This window comes from Hahella sp. NS-SX17 (assembly GCF_057367735.1).
This window is the reverse complement of the sequence record NZ_CM170632.1, coordinates 3473623-3496049: the sequence shown is the minus strand read 5'-3', so window position 1 is coordinate 3496049 and position 22427 is coordinate 3473623. Positions and strand designations below refer to the sequence as shown.

General features: G+C 54.0%; 20 protein-coding genes. 5 read left to right on the top strand and 15 right to left on the bottom strand.

The window, feature by feature from the left end; genetic code table 11:
- Positions 1–2 precede the first annotated feature (2 nt).
- From AC2IBB_RS15585 to AC2IBB_RS15575, 3 genes are all read right to left on the bottom strand, one after another.
- Positions 3–1859, bottom strand: coding sequence for an Hsp70 family protein (locus tag AC2IBB_RS15585; RefSeq protein ID WP_486333750.1), 1857 nt, complete (start codon positions 1857–1859; stop codon positions 3–5).
- Positions 1856–2449 carry a DUF2760 domain-containing protein gene (locus tag AC2IBB_RS15580; RefSeq protein ID WP_486333749.1) on the bottom strand — a complete coding sequence of 198 codons (594 nt, stop codon included), beginning with the start codon at positions 2447–2449 and terminating at the stop codon, positions 1856–1858. The genes AC2IBB_RS15585 and AC2IBB_RS15580 overlap by 4 nt, the downstream gene beginning before the upstream one ends.
- A gap of 316 nt (positions 2450–2765) precedes the next feature.
- Positions 2766–2981 (bottom strand): hypothetical protein, encoded by a 216-nt coding sequence (locus AC2IBB_RS15575; protein WP_486333748.1) that lies wholly within the window; start codon positions 2979–2981, stop codon positions 2766–2768.
- Positions 2982–3437: 456 nt separating this feature from the next.
- Between AC2IBB_RS15575 and AC2IBB_RS15570 the strand changes: the two genes are divergently transcribed.
- Positions 3438–3725 carry an HlyU family transcriptional regulator gene (locus AC2IBB_RS15570; protein ID WP_486333747.1) on the top strand — a complete coding sequence of 96 codons (288 nt, stop codon included), beginning with the start codon at positions 3438–3440 and terminating at the stop codon, positions 3723–3725.
- Positions 3726–3734: 9 nt separating this feature from the next.
- Here AC2IBB_RS15570 and AC2IBB_RS15565 read toward each other — a convergent pair whose 3' ends face one another.
- On the bottom strand, positions 3735–4454 hold the full coding sequence (locus AC2IBB_RS15565; RefSeq protein ID WP_486333746.1) for a DUF4272 domain-containing protein: 720 nt from the start codon (positions 4452–4454) through the stop codon (positions 3735–3737).
- Positions 4455–4864: 410 nt separating this feature from the next.
- Between AC2IBB_RS15565 and AC2IBB_RS15560 the strand changes: the two genes are divergently transcribed.
- Together AC2IBB_RS15560 and AC2IBB_RS15555 are read left to right on the top strand one after the other, a co-directional pair.
- The gene (locus AC2IBB_RS15560) at positions 4865–5731 is read left to right on the top strand and encodes a cytolethal distending toxin subunit B family protein (RefSeq protein WP_486333745.1); all 867 of its coding nucleotides are present in this window, start codon (positions 4865–4867) and stop codon (positions 5729–5731) included.
- Between the two features lie 23 nt (positions 5732–5754).
- On the top strand, positions 5755–6276 hold the full coding sequence (locus AC2IBB_RS15555) for a ricin-type beta-trefoil lectin domain protein (protein ID WP_486333744.1): 522 nt from the start codon (positions 5755–5757) through the stop codon (positions 6274–6276).
- 76 nt (positions 6277–6352) lie between these two features.
- Here AC2IBB_RS15555 and AC2IBB_RS15550 read toward each other — a convergent pair whose 3' ends face one another.
- From AC2IBB_RS15550 to AC2IBB_RS15540, 3 genes are all read right to left on the bottom strand, one after another.
- On the bottom strand, positions 6353–7183 hold the full coding sequence (locus AC2IBB_RS15550; protein ID WP_486333743.1) for a class I SAM-dependent methyltransferase: 831 nt from the start codon (positions 7181–7183) through the stop codon (positions 6353–6355).
- Between the two features lie 99 nt (positions 7184–7282).
- Positions 7283–7801, bottom strand: coding sequence for a hypothetical protein (locus tag AC2IBB_RS15545; RefSeq protein ID WP_486333742.1), 519 nt, complete (start codon positions 7799–7801; stop codon positions 7283–7285).
- Between the two features lie 116 nt (positions 7802–7917).
- The gene (locus AC2IBB_RS15540; RefSeq protein ID WP_486333741.1) at positions 7918–8691 is read right to left on the bottom strand and encodes a hypothetical protein; all 774 of its coding nucleotides are present in this window, start codon (positions 8689–8691) and stop codon (positions 7918–7920) included.
- Positions 8692–8819: 128 nt separating this feature from the next.
- Between AC2IBB_RS15540 and AC2IBB_RS15535 the strand changes: the two genes are divergently transcribed.
- Entirely contained in the window at positions 8820–9701 is an 882-nt protein-coding gene (locus tag AC2IBB_RS15535; RefSeq protein ID WP_486333740.1) for a hypothetical protein, read from the top strand.
- 1049 nt (positions 9702–10750) lie between these two features.
- Here the strand turns inward: AC2IBB_RS15535 and AC2IBB_RS15530 are convergent.
- From AC2IBB_RS15530 to AC2IBB_RS15515, 4 genes are all read right to left on the bottom strand, one after another.
- Complete coding sequence (locus AC2IBB_RS15530; protein WP_486333739.1) at positions 10751–12604, bottom strand: sensor domain-containing phosphodiesterase; 1854 nt, start codon at positions 12602–12604, stop codon at positions 10751–10753.
- Between the two features lie 219 nt (positions 12605–12823).
- Complete coding sequence (locus AC2IBB_RS15525; protein WP_486333738.1) at positions 12824–14179, bottom strand: phytase; 1356 nt, start codon at positions 14177–14179, stop codon at positions 12824–12826.
- 103 nt (positions 14180–14282) lie between these two features.
- On the bottom strand, positions 14283–15572 hold the full coding sequence (locus AC2IBB_RS15520) for a DUF2254 domain-containing protein (protein ID WP_486333737.1): 1290 nt from the start codon (positions 15570–15572) through the stop codon (positions 14283–14285).
- A 41-nt stretch (positions 15573–15613) separates the two neighbouring features.
- A complete protein-coding gene (locus AC2IBB_RS15515; RefSeq protein ID WP_486333736.1) occupies positions 15614–15796 on the bottom strand; it encodes a hypothetical protein in 183 nt (60 codons plus the stop codon).
- A 201-nt stretch (positions 15797–15997) separates the two neighbouring features.
- Here AC2IBB_RS15515 and AC2IBB_RS15510 point away from each other — a divergent pair, with 201 nt between their 5' ends.
- Positions 15998–16447 carry a hypothetical protein gene (locus tag AC2IBB_RS15510; protein WP_486333735.1) on the top strand — a complete coding sequence of 150 codons (450 nt, stop codon included), beginning with the start codon at positions 15998–16000 and terminating at the stop codon, positions 16445–16447.
- Between the two features lie 151 nt (positions 16448–16598).
- On the opposite strand, the gene AC2IBB_RS15505 is transcribed toward AC2IBB_RS15510, so the two are convergent.
- From AC2IBB_RS15505 to AC2IBB_RS15490, 4 genes are all read right to left on the bottom strand, one after another.
- Entirely contained in the window at positions 16599–18962 is a 2364-nt protein-coding gene (locus tag AC2IBB_RS15505; RefSeq protein ID WP_486333734.1) for a DNRLRE domain-containing protein, read from the bottom strand.
- Between the two features lie 93 nt (positions 18963–19055).
- Positions 19056–19724: an Lcl C-terminal domain-containing protein gene (locus tag AC2IBB_RS15500; protein ID WP_486333733.1), complete on the bottom strand. Its 669-nt coding sequence runs from the start codon at positions 19722–19724 to the stop codon at positions 19056–19058.
- Positions 19721–21247, bottom strand: coding sequence for an ethylbenzene dehydrogenase-related protein (locus AC2IBB_RS15495; RefSeq protein ID WP_486333732.1), 1527 nt, complete (start codon positions 21245–21247; stop codon positions 19721–19723). Before AC2IBB_RS15495 ends, AC2IBB_RS15500 begins: the two co-directional genes overlap by 4 nt.
- Positions 21248–21846: 599 nt before the next feature.
- Positions 21847–22422, bottom strand: coding sequence for a TMEM165/GDT1 family protein (locus AC2IBB_RS15490; RefSeq protein ID WP_486333731.1), 576 nt, complete (start codon positions 22420–22422; stop codon positions 21847–21849).
- Positions 22423–22427: the final 5 nt, after the last annotated feature.

Sequence of the window (22427 nt, the reverse complement as noted above, 5' to 3'; positions counted from 1 at the left end):
TCTCAACCCTCGCGTACGTCGAATTCAACCTGCCATCTTGCATCGCCGCTTCTGGGAATGGCTTCCAGGCAGAGAGTGCCGACTTCCGTGACCCGCGCAGACAGGCGCACTGGCACGATCTCGCCAGGGCGACGCCCTTCTGCTGGCAGCGAGGCCTGAATTTCCGGCAACTCTTCCAGCTCCTCAGGGTCCCAGGCGTCCAGCACCCTGCCCGGTTCGTCGTCGCGACGCAGCGTGGAGCCGAAGAATTTGAAACGGACGGGTTCGCCGACGACCAAGCCCAGTTCCTGGCTTTCCACTTTCACTTCCGAGCCTTCTTCCATACCGAAGGGGGCGACGCACAGAGCTTCCATCGGCGCTTCCATGCCCGGCACCGCCGGCATGGCGCTCTCGATTCCCACATAGTAGGCGCTGGCGATGCCGCCGCGAATGCGCACGCCGCGTCCACGGCGCACATAGCCGTAATAGGCCGCCCCGCAGGCTACCGCCAAATCCAGATCGCTGTCCTGCAGTAGGCGGGCGGCGGGCGCGCCGGCGTCGCTCAGCCAGCCGTTGATGATGTTCATCAGGCGCGAGGACAACGCGGGCGCCTTCAACACGCCGCCGTTGAACAACACCGCGGTGGGTTTGATAAATTCGCTTTCGTTTTGCGCCAACAGTTCGTTGGCGGCGGCGTGTTGTCGGCTTAAGAACGCCGCCAGATGCCGCGTAACCGCGGCGTCTTGGGCGTAAGGCAGACTGATTTGCGTCAGCGCGCGACGCATTTGCTGTTTCGGATGCTCTGCAACGCCGACCACAGGGAAGAACCCTTCCACCAGAGTCTGTTGCACCTCTTCCCGGGTCAACTCAGTACGCAGTGAGCCGCCCAGCAGTTTAGACCCTCGACTGGGTACGACAATCGGCACGGCGTTGACGTCTTGATCCGACAGCAATGCCTCTTTGGCGTCGCGGCAACCGTGTACGATCGCCTGAATTTGCCAGGGCTGCAGCTCTTTGCCTTCTTGCGCCAGTTTGCTTTTCACCCGATAGGCCAAAGCCAGGTCCATATTGTCGCCGCCCAGCAGAATATGTTCGCCGACTGCGACGCGGTTCAGTTCTAAACCGCCGTTCTGTTCGGTGACGGCGATCAAGGACAAGTCAGTGGTGCCGCCGCCGATGTCCACCACTAGGACGATGTCGCCCACGCCCACCTGATCCCGCCAGGAGCCGCCACTGGCCTTGATCCAGTTGTAAACGGCGGCCTGGGGCTCTTCCAGCAACGTCAGGTTGCCGAGCCCGGCGGATTTGACCGCTTCCACCGTCAGGTCGCGGGCGGCCGGGTCGAAAGACGCCGGCACAGTCACCACTACATCCTGCTGACTCAGCGGGTGCTGGGGATGTTTATGATTCCAGGCATTGCGCAAGTGTTCCAGGTAGCGGATCGTCGCCGCCAGAGGAGAGATGCGCGCCACTTCTTCCGGGCTGTTCAGGGGAAGAAAATCGGAACGGCAGTCAACGCCGCCATGACACAGCCAGCTTTTGGCGCTCGCCACCAGGCGAATGGGCGTTTTCGATCCCAGCTCACGAGCGACGCCGCCCACTAGGGCGTCCGCTTTGGCGGTCCAGGGCAAGGCCAGCTCCCCTTCCCCCAGTTCAGATTCGTGGGGCTGATACAAAAAAGACGGGAGTTGTTTCTTTTCCTCAACGCTGCCAGGACGGGTCAGTTGAGGGACCGGCATCACTTCCTGATGCAGTTGGTCTTCATCCGGCAGCTGTCCGTTCTCATCCGCCAGCTCAATATAGGACAACACACAGTTGGTGGTGCCCAGATCGATGCCCACACTATAACGGGGCGATCTATCGGCGTTCATATCGCTCATAGTTCGACCTCCGCCGGCGCGATAATAGCGGCGTCATGTTCTTTGGCGAGTTTCGGCAGCTTCACGTCCACCGCCTTCCAGCCGCGATGCACCAATACGCCGGTGAACGGCGCTGCGCCTGCGACATTGCCAGTCAAACGCACTTCAGAGGCGTTGAATCCTTCCGGCAGAGTGACGCGGCTTTCTTCTTCCTCCTGACGCAGCGGCGCCAGAGTGAAGTATTCATTCAGGGTTTTTTGGCCGCCTTCATGCACAACACGCGCCGCAGCGCCGATATCCGCATCGCTGAATCCGGCCAGGTCTTCTTTCAGGAAATCAATAAAGCGCGCGTTCTGTTGTAACAGGGCCAATAACTGCAAAGCTGAGTCCGGGGTTGAATCTTTGAAGGGGTTAACAGGTTCCGGTTTGACTTCCGGGGCCGGTTCGGCGGGCTTTTCAACCGGTTGTGACGCGGGCTGCGTCGCGACATCCTGTGATTTCGCATTTTTTCTGGCGCTCAGCCACGCCGCCAGAAATATCACTGCGAATACAGCCAATCCCAAATGCATCAGATCAATTGTTGTGGGCATTGCGGTTAAATTCAGATTCATTATTTTCTCTCTTGATCCTTAGCTATGTTGATGCTGGATTCCGTTGCTGATCATTTAATATGCATATGCGCTTCGTTTGAAGCGCAAATACGCGCCGGGCTTGTAATACGACAGCAACAGACAAATAAACTTGTTGGCCCGGGCGGCGGATAATTCGGGCGTGCGAACGCAGTGCGGCGGCGCAGCCGGCGCATATGATAGCAATAACTCTAAGACGAAGTAACACCGTACGGCGGACGACTCGGCGTCTGCCATCATTCTACTGCTCACTATAAAGACTGCTCGTGGAAGAGACGGTTACGTGCGGGAACTTTATTTAGTCTGGTTTATGAGTTTCGTTAAGAGACAGAATATCAATCACGTCGGATATATCCTTGTGGTATTCCTCCATTAACTGATCCAGTTTCCGCTTGAAGTCTTCCTGTTTGCGATCTTTCATGCTTGTGTCCATTTCCTGCAGCGCTTCTGACAAGCGTTGCGAGACTTCGCGTGGGCTGAGCTTTTTCAGATCTTTTAAAATCTTTAACTGCATGTATGACTAATCGTTTTTAGCTATCGGGTTAATTGAAAAACTGTCCGGGAGATCGGCATCCGACGGTGGACAGGTTTCGTTCAATATAGTGGAGGCGGCGCATCAAGACAATTTGAGGCCGATTTATATTACCCTGTTTGTCGTCCAGAACAAACATTCAGTTGTTTATAATACCACGGAGATCTTAATTGATTACTTTAAGATTATTAATAAATGTATCAATCGGTCAAAAAGTCATCATCCTTTTGTGATTTTACCCACTCGATTGCCCTCTCCTACTCGACCAAACACAGAACCTGACCTGTCGGACAAATAGATCCACCCACTTAATACTTCTAAGCGCCGCATATTGAACAGGAACCTCACCCATTTGAAAAATCCAGCGCTTACGCCACAATAAGCGACTGAGCGGGACCTCATAGGTCCTCATTACCTTGTTATAAACAGGAGAAAAGCATGGGCCTGGGCTCATTTTTTAAATCCATGTTCGGCGGCGAAAAAGCCCCTGAGCCAGAAGATATTATCGAACACAAAGGTTTCCAGATAATTCTGAAACCACGTAATCTGGGCGGAAATTACGGCGTCGGCGCGGTTATTCGCAAAGAAATCGACGGCGAGGTTCGTGAACATCAGTTCATCCGCGCCGATCAGATCCCCAGCAAAGAACAGTGCAATGAAATTACCTTGATGAAGGTAAAAACCGCCATCGACCAACTGGGCGACGACCTGTTTCAACCACAATAATCTGACCGCTCAGGTGTCAGTGGTAATAGCGTCCCAGTCCTGATTCATATAACGAATCAGCCAATTAAGCGCGTAATGCCGTTCCATAATGATTTCTTCATTAATAGCGGCATTGCTTGCGCCTTTCATGCGAAGCTCAATCGCCGCCCAATGCAGACGATAATAAAAGTCCGCCATATCAAGTATCTCATCCATTGAGCGAAGCTGCGCTTGTGTCGCCAGAGTGTCTCCAGGATGACTGACAATAACGCCAACGTCCGATTCGACATCGCATATCTGATCGGGCGGCGGCAAAGCCTCTTTATAACCCAACGCCCATAACAATACGTCCAGCCCTTCATAGCGCCAGCTGAATTTGCTCCGGTCTTTTTCCGATGGCGTCGCTGTATTCACAAACGCCAACTCTTCCGGAGAGAAATAGGATTCCGCGCCCCAATTGTCGATAATCCCGCGCACCTGTTCATGGGGCATGCCTTCCGCCTTGACCGCCGCAATGGCCACGGCAATCGCTCTGCGCGCAACGTCGGCCTTCTCTCTTGGTTCAATTGCAGCCGCATCTTCCACTACCGGCAGATTCTGATTCACTGGGCCGCCCAGGGCTTTCACCTCAGCCGTATATTTGCGTTTTCTCTCCAGCTGCGCCGAGGTCGGCTGCGGCGAATCCAGATTGGTTCTCACCACGCCTTGCAGCGCCTCCTCAGCTACCTGAACACTCCGTTCTTCCGCCACAGCTGTTGCTCCTGTCAGTATGAAATTAGAAATGAATGTCGCCAGACACACGCCAAATAGTTTCAGTTTCAATGCAAACCATCTTTAGATACATGATAAAGCGCACAACAAGTTACAACCTATTACTTTTAATCGCAATATAAATGACAACTCATAGGCTTTCAGACAATCTTTACGGTCTGTCGCCGGAAACAGAAAAGCGATCTTTTTCTATCACTCCATCACGTTTATACGTGGCCTTATAAAAACACTTAGCCAGCCATTCATTTAAATCAGGTCAAATATCCTTTATATGGGGATCTTTTAATAAAAAACAGGGAACCAAAACCCGAAGGCATTGTTTAATTGATTCGAATGCGAAGGCATTCGCATTCAAAACGAGAAGATATATCACAATAGAGGATGTTTTAATGCCTATTCAGGTTTATCGATGGATATTTAAACAGCTGTCCTTTTGGACATTAACGTTACTGGTTGTTCCACTTTCTCATGCCGCTTTATTCGACCGTGTCGCCGTTACCTGGAACTTACAAGGCTCCAGCCATGCATCGGAAAGTAAATGGAATGTAAGCATCCGCCAGTTGCTGCGCGGCTCTGATCGCGCACAGGTATTGGCGATTCAGGAAGCTGGTTCGGTTCCTGACTCCGCTGAACTGATGCCGCAGCTTACCCCGCCGCGACTGGATAATCCCCATGCGGTTCAGGTTCCGGTTGAAGAGTACCGTTGGAATATTGGCACACGCTCTCGCCCTGAATACCGTTGGATCTATTTTTCACGCAACGACGCCGGCGCTAACCGGGTTAACGTCGCCATCGTCACGGAAGAGCGCGCCAACCGGGTGATTATCCTTCCTCCTCCCGCCAGTTACGCCAGCGCTCGCCCCATTCTGGGCGTTGAAGTGGGCAATGCCGGGGATACTTACTTCTCCATTCACGCTTCCGCCAACGGGGGAACGGACGCCGCGCTGATCGTAAACGCCGTGCATAACTACTTCGCTACGGCGAACAACAACGCCCCTTTCATGATCATGGGCGACTGGAACCGCAGCCCTCAGGCGCTGAATACGCAACTGGCGACCAACCACCCAGCGGTTCACGCCAATATCAATCTGGTCAATCAGGATTCCGCCACCCAGCGCAGCGGGGGCAACCTCGATTACGCCGTCACCGGCTCCATCACCGGCGGCGCCAATTTAATGCGCGCGTTACTGGGTATCGCCTCTCTGGTCGGACAACTTTCTTCAGACCATACCCCAGTCAGATTTCAACGTTATTAATTAAATAATCAGGACTATTAAATATGTTATCTCGAATTCTACCTGCACTTATTATCAGCGCCGCTATAGCGCAAACCAGCCACGCCCAGGATTATGTCAATGCGGCCTTGGAGAATGTTTATACCGGACAATTATTAGTTAACTATCATAATGGCGCAGGCTATGTATTTACTTACCCTGCTTATGAATATACGGGGAGTGATTTCGAACGCATCAACTGGCGAACGGAGTATCTTGCAGACGGCTCACTGCGTTTTAGAAATGCTTATTACACAGATGTATGTCTGCATGTGGACAGTGATTATTCCGGTGTTTATACGCAAGCCTGCGACAACTCTGATCATCAGCGTTTCACGCCGATTTATACCTCCACTGGCGCAGTGCAATTGAAAAACCGCAGCAATTCCAACTGCCTTTATGTGGACTCAGGCAGTTCCAACTCAAGCGTCTACCATAAGAGCTGTTCCACAGGCTCCATCGACGCCAGCGAGTTATGGGTGATTACGGTTCCTCGGGGCGCGGCGAAATCGTTGCCGACGCAATAAGCATTATTGACGAAGTCACTGGATTGACCCGTTAACAGCCTGGCGCAGGGATGCGCCGACTCAACAATCAAAAGCTCTATTTCCTTGCGACTACTTGCGCAAGCGCTATGCGTCCCTCCTGCAGATTACGCCCTTGATTTTCGGCCATCGCCCGAAACCCCTCCCCCATCAGGACATGCACGCCAAGCGAAGAAAGCCCGTTCTTCCGTATCTTTTCGAGCTGCGCGGCGAACCAGGAACGCGCCGCCTCTGTGGCGTCCACCCAGGCTGAAATACTGAAACCAGCGCTTGCAAGCAGGTTGCGCAGCGTACCCGGCCCGATCAGAAAGCTGGTGTCAGACGTACGCGCCCAGGGCGTTGGATACAACACCGGACCGGAGGGACCGGCTAGAACGTCGTGAATCGCCAGGGAGCCACCCGGCTTGAGGACCCGGTAAACTTCATGGTAAAGCCGGGATTTATCCGGAATATTCATAGCCGCATGCTCGGTCCAGACAATATCGAAGGATTCATCCTCAAACGGCAGATGAGCGGCGTCCCCCTGACGAAAGTCAGTCAGCGCCTCAAGACCCACTCTGGCGGACAGCATGGCCGCAGCGCGACAATATTCCTCCGTCAGATCAATGCCGGTAACGCGACAACCATACTCCCGCGCCAGATAACGCGAGGTTCCGCCAATGCCGCACCCCACATCCAGCACACGTCTGCTCGCCTCCAGCGACACAATCTCGGCCAACTCACGCGTCGCCGCCCGGCCGCGCAGGTGAAACGCGTCCATCGGCGCCAGATCCTCCAGCGTAAGACGATGCAGATCTTTCCCCGCGCCTTCCAGCGCCGCCAATATAAGACTCCCCACATCTTGGCGAGCGTAGTGGTTTTCTATCGCTTCATTGACTTGACTGGGCATATAAAGTCCTTCTCGCCATTATCATGCTTACACTTCTTCCGTTTTAATATCGCCCCTCTGCGCTGAAGCCTCAATACCGGCGTCACGTATTCGCGCCTGTCAGTCCACGAGCATTAGTCCGAACTTCTCCACCTCTTTGCTCGACAGCCTTTCTTTTATGAGATCTTTTTTGGCTTCAGGCAACGTTGTTTGATCAACCAGCACTTGCCATTCGCCAAGCAGTTTACGGTTATATAACCACTCGTAATGGCGGGCGAATAGTCTTTCAGCCAGATGTTTATCGGCGGCTTTTACAGTGTCGATAATTTCCTGATCTTCATTCGTAGAGGCATAAAAATACAACCCGGAAATCGCGCCTTCACATACCGCCATTGCTTCATTTTCCGCGTCGGGAAGACAGTATTTACGGATGGCCGCCAGTGTCGCAGACAAACCTTGCTGACTTGAAACAGCCAACAATTGACTCTTCGCCGCCTGGACTCTTTTTACAACGTCAAGACAAGGTTGATAATTAGCCGACTGACAATCTTGCAACCCGGATTCCGAGGGGGGAAACTCCAGTCCATTATGCGCCAGCCATAATGTGCGGAACTCCGACTCGTACGATTGAGAGTCCACTTCTACATTCCGATCAGAAGCGCAAGCGATTGAAAACAAAAGCATGGAAAAAATGGCCATGCATCGGTATAGATTTCTTCTCAGTCTGACTATTTTTTGCTTCATAGCCCAGCCCACTAATAGGTAGTCCATCCAGGTGATCCAAGTGTTGTTGGCGTTTTCTCTATTCTTTCCATAACATTGCTGATTGTAGAGGGTCTGTCTAGCACTCCAAAGTCAACTTTGCGCACGGCTCCTTCCGCCTTAACTTTAAATATATCACTCCATCTCTTTGCAAAACTGCTTGTATAGCAACCATAAAACTTAGAGGGTGTTTTTGACGAGTTGGAAAACTTGCCAATAAGAGATTTATTTAAGTTAATGGAGTCAACTTCAACAATATCAGAGGTGTGAGCAACAGGTTCACATCCTTTGTTATGATCCAAGCTCAAAAACAAGCCTGTATCGGAGGCATGTCCGCTGTACCAGACGCGACTAATACTGCCGTCTGAAAGCTTTTGCAAGTAGTCCCAGAAGTCTTGAGGCTTCGATATCCCCTTATATTTAATACTATGCTTCGCTGCAACCTGCTGCATTCTATGAATATAGTTGTGCGCGCCCTTGTCTTTTACTTTCTTCGTCGCAGCTTTTCTAATAGAGTGCAACCAATATCCATCGCTTTGAGCCATTTCTACTTTAGAAATTTCGCTATCATCGTCCCACCTGTTTTTGTACGATGGCTCGTAAACCAGCCAATGCACAATCTCTCCAGCCTGTTTTTTATACAGGTCGCGAACTGCTGCTAACTGAACAGGAACGAAATAGTTTGTCCAGCTTTGATCATGCGCTTTATCACAGCCAACAAACTTCCCAGGCCCGCCTATTAAAATAATAAAATTCTTGACGCTCATTTGATCTCCTTTTCAATTAAAAGTTCTATCCCCACACGCACTCTGGCAAACTCACAGTAGTTATCTGAAGCTAACTTAGCCTACTCTTAAAAGTCAAAGTATATTCATCCGCCACAGCCAAGGTATTTATGTCCGAAATACGCACTATCGAATGCATCGTAGACAACCGCACACTGATTCTGGCCCTGGACGAGTTGTATCGCCAGCGCATGCAGTCTTTTGAAGTAAATACGCTCCTGCCGGCGGCCAAAGCGGTGGCGAAGGTATTGGATGTAGAGCCATGTAGTGGGCCGGTAGAGGGTTACTATGCAGAGACAGAAGCGCTGACAGAGTACTTTCAGTTCATGCGCTCTTTACAGCAACAGGGTGCGCGTTCCGCAGATAAGGTGGAAGAGATGCCTGAATTCCGACAGTTGCTGAAAGTCTGCAACGCGGCGATTTATGGCGCTGGCGCCAACTATAGCGGACTCTTGCCTTCACGACATGATCCCCTCTACTACGCACTAAATGCGCTGCCCCCTGATGAGTGGGCGTTGGCGACATTGACGGAATTGGCGGTGAACATCGCCCGGGAGAAAGACGATTATTCATTGGTCGGCATCGCCTCTTTATCCAAGGAGCCCTTACTGATTGCCGCATTACGTGAAAGTTGCGTCTTGTATGGGGCGGTTGCAGCAGGATGCGCGCCCGGCGTTTCTCCGGTTCAGTACCACTACATCTGGAAAGTGGACAAGGAAATTGAAGACGCCTGCAACCGATTCATCAACGAATTCAACTCACTGACGCAAAGCGACATTCTTCCTGCAACGCCGGATAACGCTGAATATTTCTTTGACGCCGCACAGGATGCGGATATTACCGGTCGCTGTGTTCGCATTGGCTATGACGACAGCGTTTATCCCACCCGACATTACCACTGGGCGATTAACGACAGACGCAAAGTCGAGGAATTTTGGAGTGATGAGCTGTGGACAACAGAGCGCTATTGCAACGAAAAACTTTGGCCATGACAAGGCGACTACAAAGTCGACTTAAACCCGGATTGCAACATACAAATTATTGAAGGCGCCGAGACGGCGGTCACTCCTGGCCTCGGCCATTAGCCTTTACTGGATTATTGTTTCTTGGGGGATGCACTGACAACGATGGGCAAGATGTTAGAAAAAGTCATAGATAACCGCATGCTGTTAATCGGGCTGAACTAAAGACGAACGCCCCACCCCGTTCGCCCTGAGCCTGTCGAAGGGCCTCCCAGAGCGCTAGTCCAAACAGAATCCCTTCAAGTGAAAACTATTTTCCCGCTTGATTAGTAACACTTCTGGTATTGCGGGGGACTGCCAGCCCTTCGACAGGCTCAGGGCGAACGGAGTATTGGTTGCTGTGATGCCAATCCGACGTTCAAATAACGCCCTTTATCCGAAAAGGAACAGAAATATTGAGCAAACCCCAAGTAAAACCCCAGCCCGTTCACCCTGAGCTTGTCGAAGGGTCTCCCAAAGCGCTAGTCCAAACAGAATCCCTTCAAGTGAAAACTATTTTCCCGCTTGATTAGTAACACTTCTGGTATTGCGGGGGACTGCCAGCCCTTCGACAGGCTCAGGGCGAACGGAGTCTTGGTTGTTGTGACGCCAATCCGACGTTCAAATAACGCCCTTTATCCGAAAAGGAACAGAAATATTGAGCAAACCCCAAGTAAAACCCCAGCCCGTTCGCCCTGAGCTTGTCGAAGGGCTTCCCAGAGCGCTAGTCCAAACAGAATCCCTTCAAGTGAAAACTATTTTCCCGCTTGATTAGTAACACTTCTGGTATTGCGGGGGACTGCCAGCCCTTCGACAGGCTCAGGGCGAACGGAGTATTGGTTGCTGTGATGCCAATCCGACGTTCAAATAACGCCCTTTATCCGAAAAGGAACAGAAATATTGAGCAAACCCCAAGTAAAACCCCAGCCCGTTCGCCCTGAGCTTGTCGAAGGGCCTCCCAGAGCGCTGGTTCAATAGAATCCCCCTCCATTTTCCCGCTGGACTCAAAGCAATATTCCTCTTTCAAAGAACACGTGCCGTCATATACCAAAAAATTGCAGGGAAACCTCCTCCGGCGGCAATGGACGGCTGTAGAGATAGCCCTGGGCCTGATCGCAATTCATGCTGCTCAGTATTCGGGCCTGGGCGGAATCCTCAACGCCTTCGGCCACCACGATTAATCCCAGCTCCTGGCTCAGGGCGATAATGTGCTTCGCTAAGGCTTTGCATTTGTCGGAGTGTTCAATTCCTGAAACAAAACTGCGGTCTAACTTCAGCTTATGCAGCGGCAACTTGTTCAGGTAACTAAGAGAAGAGAATCCCGTTCCAAAATCATCAATCAAGAAATTGAAGCCCAGGTCCACCATCTTCTGCATATTGCGGAGAGCCGTGTCAAAATCCTTCAGAAAACAGCTTTCAGTGACTTCGAGCTGAATCAGCGCACTGTCCACGCCGGCGCGGGTCACGATTGATTCAACTTCCTGCGCAGTCTCTGATCTCATTAACTGGATCGTAGACAGATTGATCGTCACCGGAACGAGCGGATGCGCATAGTGACTTTTCCACGCAGCCAGTTGCGAGCAGACCTCCTCCACCACCCAGCGCCCTATGTCGGCGATAGCGCCGGTAGCTTCCGCCACGGGAATGAAGTCCGCGGGCGGAACATTCCCCAACTGTTCATCCCGCCATCGCAAAAGCGCCTCCAGAGACTGCAACCGACCGGTTTTCAGGTCAATAATGGGCTGATAGTGCAGATGAAGCGATTGGTTAAGGATAGCTGAGCGTAAACGCTGCTCAATGGCGAAAGCTCTGGACGCCTCATCGGACAGTGATTGTGAATAGTACTGAACATGCGACGAAGCCCCGGCGGTCTTTGAGCACCTGGTGGCGTTTTCCAGCAATGAGGTCGCTTCTCCGCCATCCTGCGGGTAGCTCGCCACACCAACAACAACTTCCAGGTGCAGCGCCACACCTGCGATTTCCACCGACTCGCTAAAGACATCATTCAATTTAAAAGGAAGGGAGTCTCGTAGGTGAGGCGGAGATTTTTCATAGCGGGAAACTTTAGCTCGATGGGTGAATACAGCGAACCGGTCACCTGATAAACGCGCCACGGTTCCTCTGTTTTTGAGCGACAGCTTGAGCCGTTTGCCCACCTCGATTAACGTTTTATTGGCGTTATCTTTACCCCAGGCGCTAATGACATTGGAGAAACGGCAAATATTCACCACGCATACCGTGACAGTATCCAGACTTCCGGCGATCTTGAGGCGCTGCTCAAGGCGATCCAGAAAAAGCCGCTGATTCGGCAGCCCGGTAAGAGGGTCGAAGTAGGCCGACATAACCGTTTCCTGCTGTAATCTCGTGAGCTTCACAGACTGCATAAGCTCGCTTTCCAGCAATCTGGCGAAAGCCAGCAATCGCCCTTTGTCCCGTTCGCTCAACTTACGGGGCTTTCTATCGATCAAACAGCAGGTGCCAATGGGCATCCCCGACGGCCCCCTGATTACGGCCCCGGCATAAAAGCGGATATTGGGCTCTCCGGTGACGAGAGGGTTCAGGCAAAAACGAGGGTCCTCGTTTGCATCCTCCACCACCATGGCGTCAGGCTCAAAAATGGCGTGCCCGCAAAATGAAATTTCCCTGGAGGTCTCCTGCACATTGAGGCCATAGGCGGACTTGAACCACTGCCGGTCCCGATCAACCAGCGACAACAGCACTATCGGCGCATCAAAAACGTCCGCGATCAGTGCGGTCAGACGATCAAACCGTTCTTCGGCTTCTGTGTCGAGAACTTTCAGGCTTTCAAGGTCTTTGATGCGCAACGCTTCAGAATCAGGGATGGGCGCAGGGGTGAAACCCTTCTGATCAGGTTTTTTCTTCGCCGAGCACATGCTTTTCCCACTCCTCCAGGTCGTACTTTCCCTATAGGGTTACGGAGTAAACCTCGTCACGGCTCATTTCAAACGCCAGTGCGCCCTTAATGCGCCATGCCCTTAAATTTAGTCCAACCGTCCATCAAACCCTATCATTTCCCACAAATACTCTCCTTTTTTTGGCCGTCCCTGCAACGACAGGGCCCGCACAGGTCAGGCCCTGTTGATATTCAGACTTCAGCGAGGAAAACGATGCTGACGACGCGGCCCCCAGCTCTCCGTGTCAATCATCAACGGAGGAAACTGGCTGTTGGCGACGTCTTGCCAAGGTACGAACTTGAAGTTGGTGTTATCCCTTTTTTCGCCCTCATCATTCAGCTCATCCGGGGTGTTGTCGCCATCCTGCACCACCAACAGACCGTAGGGGAAGTCAGGACCCAGATTGACGTTGATGACGGCGCCCCCGTCCGTTTCCTGGGTTCTGTCCGTATAGGGACCGTCGACGATGGCGAACTCTCCCACATAGGCGTTGCTCCCCTGCCGATCATAGACGACGTAACGGTCGTCCCCCTGACTGGAGGCCAGCAGATAGCCGGATTTTCCTGGCCCGTAATAGATGGTCAGGCCTTCGACATCCGCCTTCAGATGCTGACCGCCCTGTCCAGGGTCCTGATCCCACAGCAAAGTGCAGGCGTATTCTTCTTCCTCCTCGTCCCACTCCCGCGTGTAGGGGACGCCAAAGGACGCTACGACATCCACTAACTCGGCTTCGTCCGGATCATCCATCGGAATCCGCCAGATACCAACCTGTTCCTGCGCCGCATACAAAACCTGATTGCGCTCATCGATCACCATCCCCTCCACCTGGGGGTCCTGACCATCCTCATCCTGACAGGGGGACCATTCCACATCATCAGACAGCTCAAACTCATCAGGCAGATCCGTCAGTTCATCCACCTCATAAGTCATGAGGCCCTCTTTGGTCATTTTGAACTCCGCAATAGCCAAGTCCGCGTCTTCACGCTGACTGATCACCGCGTAGCCGTCTTTGTGCTTTTTCCGTTTGGATACGGCCAAGCCATAGCCCGTACGCTGCTCGTTCACTTCGTCCTGATCATCAGAGAAAATCCAGGGGGCGTCCGGCGAGGTTACATCCGTTAATGGATCGATATCAGCGCTGTGATAATCAGGGTTAATGCGGTAAAAACGCAGCTTGTCGGAACCGCGGTCGATAACCACAGCAAAGTCATTTTCGTGTCTTCTTGCTTTTAAACCATAAACCACATCGACATTGTTGAAGCGTCCGGGCGCATCGCCAGCGCTGGGAGGCATCGGCGCCTCAATGCGCTGCAGCGTCTGTCCCTGCAGGTTCAATACAACCAGACCGCCCTCTTTCAAAGTGGCGATGACCAGGCTTTTAGCGGGATCGTCAGGGTGCGCCCAAATGGCGGGGTCGTCCGCATCGGAGTTGTTACCGGCGTCATCGTCATAGAATGCTTCCGATTCGAAACGGGCGACCACTTCAGGTGGTGCGGCAAATGCGTGGACGGAGAGAGCGGCGAGTGTAAAAGGCAGTAATCTAGAGAGTTTCATTCCTTCAATTTCCTTCTGATTTCTTATCCGTGGCGCACAATGAATTTCCATTGCGTTTAGGAACTTAGACTCTTTTTATTACAATTAAAATCGCCTCTTTAGGTTACTGCTTATTGTCGTCCCTGGACGATAACTCACAACACAACCCGGTATTGCGAATCACCTCCAGATCGTCCTCCAGAGTTAAGCGCTGCTCCGCTCGGGCCAGCGCCAGCCGGGAGTGCTTTTCCGCCATGTCACGCATGTCTCCGTCTCCGTAATGAGCCAGCGCATAGAGCGTCTCCTGCAATCGTAGCTGAACTTCAGGGGCGCCTGCGCCTTCTCTGGCGATATTCGTAAAAGCATCATCGAACATATCCCACAGAGAGAGTTCAGGGACCTGCACCCGATCAAATTCACAGGTCTCGGCAGCTTCTTTTTTCCCCTCTGGCGCCATCCAGAGAACAAACAGACGCCCCAACGCCCCGACAATGTCACGCGCCGTGCCGGGGTCGTTGATGGCTGGCGACAGTCCCCGAATAGCGATCTCCGAGAGCACCGTCAAACCAAAGCAGGGATCTTCATCAAAGAGGCGGTTGCGCCCGATGACAAAGGCGCTCTCGAACTTATCCGTCTCAAGCTCCTTATCGCCGCCGACGATGAAGGCGATAGGAATGCTGGGAGTGACAAAAGCGCCCGGCAACGCTGCAACCCGAATATGCACGTCATGCTTCTTCGCGCAGGCTTGCAGTTTGTTGCACTCGATATGCTGGACGTAACCGACTTGGCGGGTATACAGCGGGCGCCCGTCACGGGAGGAGCCTTCGATTTCCGCACAGCGCATCGTAGGCTGCGCGCGCCGACGCTTCAGCGACAGTGACGTAGCGGTCTCTACTTTCTCGATCACCGAACCCAGACGCCCCAAACGGGCGATGCGATCCACCCAGCGCACGAAGGTGACAATCACCACCGACAGTATCGCAAGCGTGATGGAGCACAGCACGAATCGTCCGCTGTTGCCGTAATAGCCGTTCATCAGGGCGACCAACGCCACAATGCTGAAAATAAAGGCGCCGATAAAGGTGGACAGCGCGTTCTGCGAAACATCGTCGGCGATCACCAGCGCGAACGTGCGCGGGGTCGCAGTGCTGGCGGCGGACGCATAAGCGGACACCATGGAAGCCACCGCCAAAGTAGCAATGACCAGCATGCTGGCGGCGCAGATCTTCAACAGCTCGATCAAGGATTCCTTCGACACCTCCGGCGTCCACTGCTCCCACCCCATCTCAGCGCCAAACGAATCCGCGCCCCGGGACGCCAGCGCCGCTGCAATGGAAAGCAAACAGACAATCAACGGCTTGATCCAAAGCCGCTCCCGGATGCGGTTGAGAATAAACTCCAATTTATCGAGCATTCCGTTTCTCTCCTGAGTTCAATGTCGCACCAGCGCGGCGCTTATCTGTTAACGAAGCTTATATAGTTCATGTCCAAAACCTCCCAATCTGTCCAACCGTCCAGCAACCGCTCTTTAATCACACAATCCTTCAAGATCTGAAAGCAGGCATGCAGCATGACGCTGTCTTTATCGCGCCACTCTTTATCCAGAGTATCAATTTCCAATCGGTTTGAGGGTTTCATTCTTAATTATCGCTATAGTCCGGTTATCAAGAAAAATCATGCAGTTCGGCAAGTTAACGCAGGTTTCACGACAGTAAAGCAGTTCGCTTTGCGAGCGCAACTTGAGCCCGGCCGCAATCCACGCAATAATCCCCGGCCCCGTTTTTATACGTTATTTACGCCAGTTTTAGTCACTACGGGGCGGTCATACAGGTAGCCAAGATGTACGATTTATCATTGAAAGTTAAAGGTTTTCAGAATACAGCGTCAGCGAAGCACGGCAGTTGCCTTGCGCAATGCGAGACGCTGGCCGGAAAGATTTTTGTGGATACGGATCAGCGTTGCGATCTGTATGCGCTGAACGCCATGCACTACCACTTGCGTTTACCCAGCAAGCTGATTGTCGACCCTACCATCAGTCAGTTTTTTGATGTTCCGCCCAACTATCAGCCTGAGGTGTTCGTGGGCGATATGATGGATTTGAAACGCCATCTCAGCGAAATGATGGCCCGTTTCGGCGTCGCCAAACATCACCGCGCCATTTCCGTCAATATGAGCAGCGTCGACCAGTTACTGACGCTTTGGTCCACAGCGACAGCTAAGAAGACTGGAGATCGTCTGGTGAAACATGTGGGCTCCGCCAGCGGCAGAATCAGGGCGTATTATTCTTGAATCGCTGACATTGGCTTCATCCTTTCGCCCAGCGCAACAGGACTGTCACAGGATCTACGGTGAGATGGCGATGAAGGATGGCGCGGCGATCCCATCCGCGCCATCCTTAAACAGCTATAGATCTCAAGAGCGATCTACAAACAGGTAGACTCTACAACTCGTACTCCACGACCAGTTTCGGCGCGCGGCTGCTTTCTCTGCTTTCGATGTCCACGCCGTTGCTGGTGCCGTCGGATGACAATACCACTCCATTGTTCGGCGCGCCGGACAACCAGCTCTGCACCAGTTCCACACCGGCCGCGCCCAGATTGACGGACAAGGAGCCATTGTTGGAAGGCGTCAGCGTCGCTATTTTGGAGCCGGAGGTTTCCGCGTCGCTCCATTGCGCCGCCCCCTCACTCCAATCGCCTTTCGCCGCATACAGTGAGTATGACCCGCTGGACGGATCAACGATGGAGAACTCCGCTTTCACGCTGGTGATCCTAGCCTGAGCGGGCAACTCGCTCAGATTCCAATGCATCAGGACGCGTAATTCCTGGCCGCCGTCGCTGCCATCCGCTTCCAGACGGCTGGTGTTGCGTCGACGCCCTTGCGAACCGACAGAGACGTCCTGATCGGAGGAAAGCGATTTGGAGCCACGCCCGGAAGGATCGCTGCCGGACTGGTGAGCCACTATTAACTTGGCGGCCTGACCGCCTTCTCTGGAGACGAAATCAACGCCGTCGGACGTGCCCATGCTGGCGATAATCAGGCCGTTATTGGCTTCTTCGCCCGAGATCCAACCTTGCACCAGGCGACGGCCTTCTTCGTTCAGGCGGATGCTCACCCCCCCTTTGCTGGACGGAGTGAAACTTCCCACTTTGGCGCCAGTCTGTGACGCCGCGCTCCAGTCCGCGCCTTTTTCCGACCAGCCAGTGGAACCTGCGTAAACACTGTATTCGCCACTGGAGCTATTGACGACTTGCAAGGCCAGCTCTACAGAATCAACGCTGGCGTCAGCGGGTATCGCGCTCAGGTCCCAGGACAACAGGGCTCTTAGTTCCTGACCGCCGTCGGAACCATCCGCATAGACATCGTTGCCGTTATTGTAGAAACCATCGCTGCCGACAGTAACATCCTGACCCGCCGCAACAGTCGTGGCGTCGCCATCCCCGGGATCGCCCGGGTCGCCGGGATCACTGCCGCCGTCCACCTGCGTGAGGCCATCGCCGGAGCGGGTCAGTTTCATGACTTCTCCCACTGACTGCGGCTTCCAGAGGTTCAGGCCAGTGGGCAACGCCAATGGATCAGCGTCGCGCTGCGCCTTGGAAAGGCCCGTCACATCGCCTTCCCCAGAGAAACGAGCAGTACGCACCAGCACCTCATCGCCGGAAAACTGCACGATTTTCAACTGGGCGAAGCTGTCCTGATCGATAATCCAGTTCGCATAACGATCCGCGGATCTCGTGGGCGCGCCCCAACTGCCCTCACCCACATACAGCGTGCCGGCGGACGCCTGCGCATAGCCGCCGTTATCCGGCACAACCGGCCAGGTGTATTTCACCAAATGGCTGTCCGACTCGAACGACAGGTTCATCTTGTAGGTGTAAAACGGCTGCGCCCATTCGTACATCTTGTCGTACTTGGACGGCTTTGACGTCGTGCGCGGGAACATGGGCTTGTGATACTGAGTCATGCGCCATGTCACGCTGGAGCCGTCAGAGGCGAGATCCGCCTTAAGCCAATCCATTTGCTCGCGCCACTCAGCCTCGTATCCAGAATTGCGGAACTCGGTGTTCAACGTATAGAAGCGCGCCTGACCGCCGCCAATGGTGAAGGCGAAGTAGGTGTCCTCCAGCGTACAGGAGCCGTCTTTGTTGGCGTCTACGCCGAACACCTTACAGATAAAGGTCTGGTCATTGTCCTCGTGGTTACCCACTGTAGGAACCAGCGGATACACCCGTTTGTAATCCACGCCGTCGATGACGTCGTTGGAATAGGTTTCGGTCCAGTTATCCAACCACTCGTCCACTTCGCTGGCGCGATTATCGTCGGTGAGATCGCCGCCAAACAAAACGAATTGAGGACGCACTTTGCTGACCAGCCGATTGCCCTGACGACGCGCCGTCGGGTTACTGCGGGAGTCGCCGCCGGCGATGAAGGTCAGGTCGCCGGCGCTGTCCGGCGCCGTGGTGAACCAGAAACGGTCGCCGCATCCTTTACTGTCGCAAGCGCGAAAGTAGTAGTTGGCGCCGGGTTGCAGGTCCGTCAGACGCACGAAATAGCTGCGTAGACTGCCGTCGAAGGTGTAGTTCTTCTGATAGGCGGTGTTCTCCCAGCTGGACTCGTCGGTACTATCGCCCCACAGAAGATAAGGAGAGCCGCCGGAGCCCTCGGAAAAGGCGATAATAGCTTCATGGGCGGGATCGTGGTCCCAGACCACGCGAATCTGCGTCGGCGCCGCCAACGCAGTGGACCCGGTCGCCGCCAGGGTTAAACCGGCGATTACGGCGAGAATGGGTTTATCGTTATTCATCGGTTGTAGTTTTCTCCAGGTAGTTTTAGACATTGCGACGCACCGGCCTGCCGCAGCCGGATATTCCCCACGTCGCTCCCTTGCTCATCTCCGCTACTGCTCCATGGAAGACACCAGCCTCGCCCACGCTACGGTGCGAGGGGGCAGGGCCTGTTCACTTCCCTGATAAAAATTGAATGTCATGACGCTGAAATCGCCACTGTCTCCATCCCGCAACGTGGAGGACCAATAGGGTCCAACGGCGGTTCGAGGAAACAAGTAGGCGTTGATCATGGGCTGGCCAGGGTAGGTTTCCCTATCCTGCAAAGAGCGTAATTCCTCAATGGTGGGTAAACGCCAGGAGGCGACGCCGCAATATCGAACGCGGTTGAGGGCCTGGATCAGATCACCGGTATCGCAGGGCTCGATATGCTCGCCGAGAATACAGCTGCCCCGCCCGGCTTCACCACGATCGCCCAGCCGCCAGGAAAAGCTTGATTTGTAATGATGGACGTTCTCCTGCCAGCTCTTCACTTCCCAGATCACGTTATTGCGGGCGTCCGCCACGCAGGCCCATGGCCCGAGTTTAGGAGCGACTTCCGCGCCGTTCGCGTCCAGCTTGCGCCAGCGCGCCAGTTCCGCCTGCATCCGGCGTTGCGCATGTTCGCCGGAAGCGCCGGCGTCCTGTCCTCCGTTGACGGTCATGGCCACAATCATCGCAGCCGGGGCCACAATGCTAAGAGCGATTCCCGTGATGATCTGAGTTCGCAGTCGCTTGCTCATGGACTTACCCTCAAGCGAATGGGACGGTGATGATAGGCATGACGGGTTTGCGCATGATCAAAGGGCGCCACCCACATAAACACGCCGTCCTCAATCGCAATATCAAAGGCGGACCCCGTGTCTCTGGCGCGGGCCAGCTCCAGATGCCAGCGCCCGTCACGCCATTGTGCGCGACCGCGCACGTCACCGCGATCGCCTTCGTAATGGCTCATCCAAAGCACGGAGGGCAGCCCTTCACCCACAGGCGTCTCATCACGCTCCGCCTTGTATGTCCGAGATCCATACCAGGTCATGGCGTTCTCCCCTTTTGTCACGCCCGGTCCGTCGCGGGGCGTGCGCAGAGGCGTCACGCCGCTGGTGCGAAACCATTCCCAGTTCTGGCGCACCCCGCCGTCCTCCACCGGATCGGGTTGATAGCCGGCTTTGTATCGAGGGCAAAACGCACAGGCCGCTTCCGGCTTGCCGAAGTGGTCGTCGTCCAGCACCGCCATATCGCCGCCGCGCACTGCTTTCCAATGCCAGACGTCGCGAATCGATCCGTCCGTTGTATAGTGATAGCCCCGACCCGAACGGCTGGCCGGATGCCCATCCAAAGGCCGGCTCCCCAGATGAATACTGTGATCCCCCCCAAAACCGCCGCCTTTAGACAGCATCACCGCCAGCTTGTCTTCGTAATAGACGCGCTCATCGTCTTTCTCGAAGCCCGCATGCAACGCCTTCCAGCCTGTTTCCGTTTTTTGCAGAGGCAGGTGGCTGTAGTCCGCCTGCGGATCAGGCCAGCTAATGAAGAAATAGACCGTATAAGGACTCGCCAACGCCTTTACTTCGACAGGAATGACGGCGTGATAATCATTGCCCTGGTAGGTGGTCACCGTCAGGGGTTTAGCATTCGCCCATGCTTCTTCGTCTGGAATTCCGTCGATTTGAATGCGCGCCTTTTCCGCCAGCGGCGCGACGGTCAACTCCTGGCTGTCCGCGCCCCCGCCCCACCAGAGCGTAGCGCCCGCAACGCAGGAAACCGCCAGCAAGCCCAGCCCCTGAGAGAATTTGCGTGGGATAAAGACCGCTGGCAAAAAACGCCCGCCATGGAGCGCCAGTTGCTCCGTCAAATGAGCGACGATCAACGTCAGCAGAAGCAAAGCGCCCCAATAATGAATCGCCAACACCCAGTCCAACACGCCTGCGCCCACTCCCAAATAGAAGACGACGCCGCTAAGAAGTTGTACCGGTAAAGTCAGATATAAGGCTCGTATCAGCAGCCCTTTGGGGCGATTTTGTGCAGCGTCCGTGCGCTTTTTAGCCCAGGCGAACAAAACGGTAAGACTGACAGCCAGCCACCCCAGCGCGGCGCCAAGGTGCCAGGAAATCATATCGCCCTGAGGGGCGACGGCAGTCCAGTATGCCTGCAAAGGCCAGTCGCCGTCCGCCGCCAGACGCATACCGCTGGAGAGACTGACGGTGAACAGGGAAATCGCGCAAAGATGAAGTAAAACGCGTAACCAGTGAGAAGCGGGAAAAATCATTTTCTGTTGTTATCGATTTAATGCACTCCGCCCTCAATGGCCCGGGCTTATGGAAATGCAAAGTTAAAGATGACTACCAATAGCGTTACTTCTATATAAATCATTGTCGAATAAGGAGTTTTCATCCTAAAACTCGAACATCGTCAGAACAATTGCCTTTCCTGCATAGTCCAATCAAGTGAAATCAGATCAGACTGCATTTGTGAAAGGCATGCAGCCTAGTCATCTCCTGTTGCAGGCGCATGACATAACGCCGAGAGGGAAACCAGATTTTGTGGAGGCGCAGCGCTTAACGGTGGGGGTTGGCGCCGGATAAATTTAGTGTGAGCGTTCATAAAACATTCCTTATTTCATGAAGACAAAGTGTGACGTGGGGTGTCACCCGTGCGAGTGTAAGTCCTGCTTAAATTTTAGCCCGCACGAAATGCAATTCAATCTCATTTACGCACGTTTCACAACCTGGATCACTATCAATCAGGCAGACAAATAGCTTCCTTCTATTTGTCTTGTCTGCTATTTGTCCGCAACGACAGGGCCTGCACAGGTCAGGTCCTGTCTCCCGCGGCTGGCCGCTGCACAAATTAACAAGTCAGAGCGACTCAGAATCCCAGACTGGCGCCGACGCCAAGCAGCGTCGCAACGCCCAGTACGATAAAGATCAACGCCGCCGCGCCGTGTACGGCGCGCACCGGCATGCGATGAGCAATACGATCCCCTAGCAGCACCGCAGGCGCATTGGCGATCATCATCCCCAGCGTCGTACCAGCCACCACCCCAAAAAAAGAAGAATACTGCGCCGCCAGCGCGACAGTGGCCACTTGGGTCTTATCGCCCATTTCAGCCAGAAAGAAAGCCACGACCGTGGTTCCAAACACGCCCAGTTTCGCGAATTTCGCCTCGCTTTCGTCGAACTTGTCGGGAACCAGCATCCATCCGGCCATGGCGATAAATGAGACTCCCAACACCCAGCGCAATATTTCCGGTGTAACCACAGACGTCGCCCAGGCGCCCAACGCGCCGGCAAAGGCGTGATTGAAAACCGTGGCCACGAAAATACCGAGAATAATGGGAACCGGCTTGCGGAATCTGGCGGCGAGAATAAACGCCAGCAATTGCGTTTTGTCGCCAATCTCTGCGAGGGCGACGATGCCGGTGGAAATCAGAAAAGCTTGCATTTGGG

Coding starts and splice junctions, on each gene's coding strand:
- AC2IBB_RS15585 (WP_486333750.1), bottom strand. CDS start 1,859: ATGAGCGATATGAACGCCGATAGATCGCCCCGTTATAGTGTGGGCATC.
- AC2IBB_RS15580 (WP_486333749.1), bottom strand. CDS start 2,449: ATGAATCTGAATTTAACCGCAATGCCCACAACAATTGATCTGATGCAT.
- AC2IBB_RS15575 (WP_486333748.1), bottom strand. CDS start 2,981: ATGCAGTTAAAGATTTTAAAAGATCTGAAAAAGCTCAGCCCACGCGAA.
- AC2IBB_RS15570 (WP_486333747.1), top strand. CDS start 3,438: ATGGGCCTGGGCTCATTTTTTAAATCCATGTTCGGCGGCGAAAAAGCC.
- AC2IBB_RS15560 (WP_486333745.1), top strand. CDS start 4,865: ATGCCTATTCAGGTTTATCGATGGATATTTAAACAGCTGTCCTTTTGG.
- AC2IBB_RS15555 (WP_486333744.1), top strand. CDS start 5,755: ATGTTATCTCGAATTCTACCTGCACTTATTATCAGCGCCGCTATAGCG.
- AC2IBB_RS15550 (WP_486333743.1), bottom strand. CDS start 7,183: ATGCCCAGTCAAGTCAATGAAGCGATAGAAAACCACTACGCTCGCCAA.
- AC2IBB_RS15540 (WP_486333741.1), bottom strand. CDS start 8,691: ATGAGCGTCAAGAATTTTATTATTTTAATAGGCGGGCCTGGGAAGTTT.
- AC2IBB_RS15535 (WP_486333740.1), top strand. CDS start 8,820: ATGTCCGAAATACGCACTATCGAATGCATCGTAGACAACCGCACACTG.
- AC2IBB_RS15530 (WP_486333739.1), bottom strand. CDS start 12,604: ATGTGCTCGGCGAAGAAAAAACCTGATCAGAAGGGTTTCACCCCTGCG.
- AC2IBB_RS15525 (WP_486333738.1), bottom strand. CDS start 14,179: ATGAAACTCTCTAGATTACTGCCTTTTACACTCGCCGCTCTCTCCGTC.
- AC2IBB_RS15520 (WP_486333737.1), bottom strand. CDS start 15,572: ATGCTCGATAAATTGGAGTTTATTCTCAACCGCATCCGGGAGCGGCTT.
- AC2IBB_RS15515 (WP_486333736.1), bottom strand. CDS start 15,796: ATGAAACCCTCAAACCGATTGGAAATTGATACTCTGGATAAAGAGTGG.
- AC2IBB_RS15510 (WP_486333735.1), top strand. CDS start 15,998: ATGTACGATTTATCATTGAAAGTTAAAGGTTTTCAGAATACAGCGTCA.
- AC2IBB_RS15505 (WP_486333734.1), bottom strand. CDS start 18,962: ATGAATAACGATAAACCCATTCTCGCCGTAATCGCCGGTTTAACCCTG.
- AC2IBB_RS15500 (WP_486333733.1), bottom strand. CDS start 19,724: ATGAGCAAGCGACTGCGAACTCAGATCATCACGGGAATCGCTCTTAGC.
- AC2IBB_RS15495 (WP_486333732.1), bottom strand. CDS start 21,247: ATGATTTTTCCCGCTTCTCACTGGTTACGCGTTTTACTTCATCTTTGC.
- AC2IBB_RS15490 (WP_486333731.1), bottom strand. CDS start 22,422: ATGCAAGCTTTTCTGATTTCCACCGGCATCGTCGCCCTCGCAGAGATT.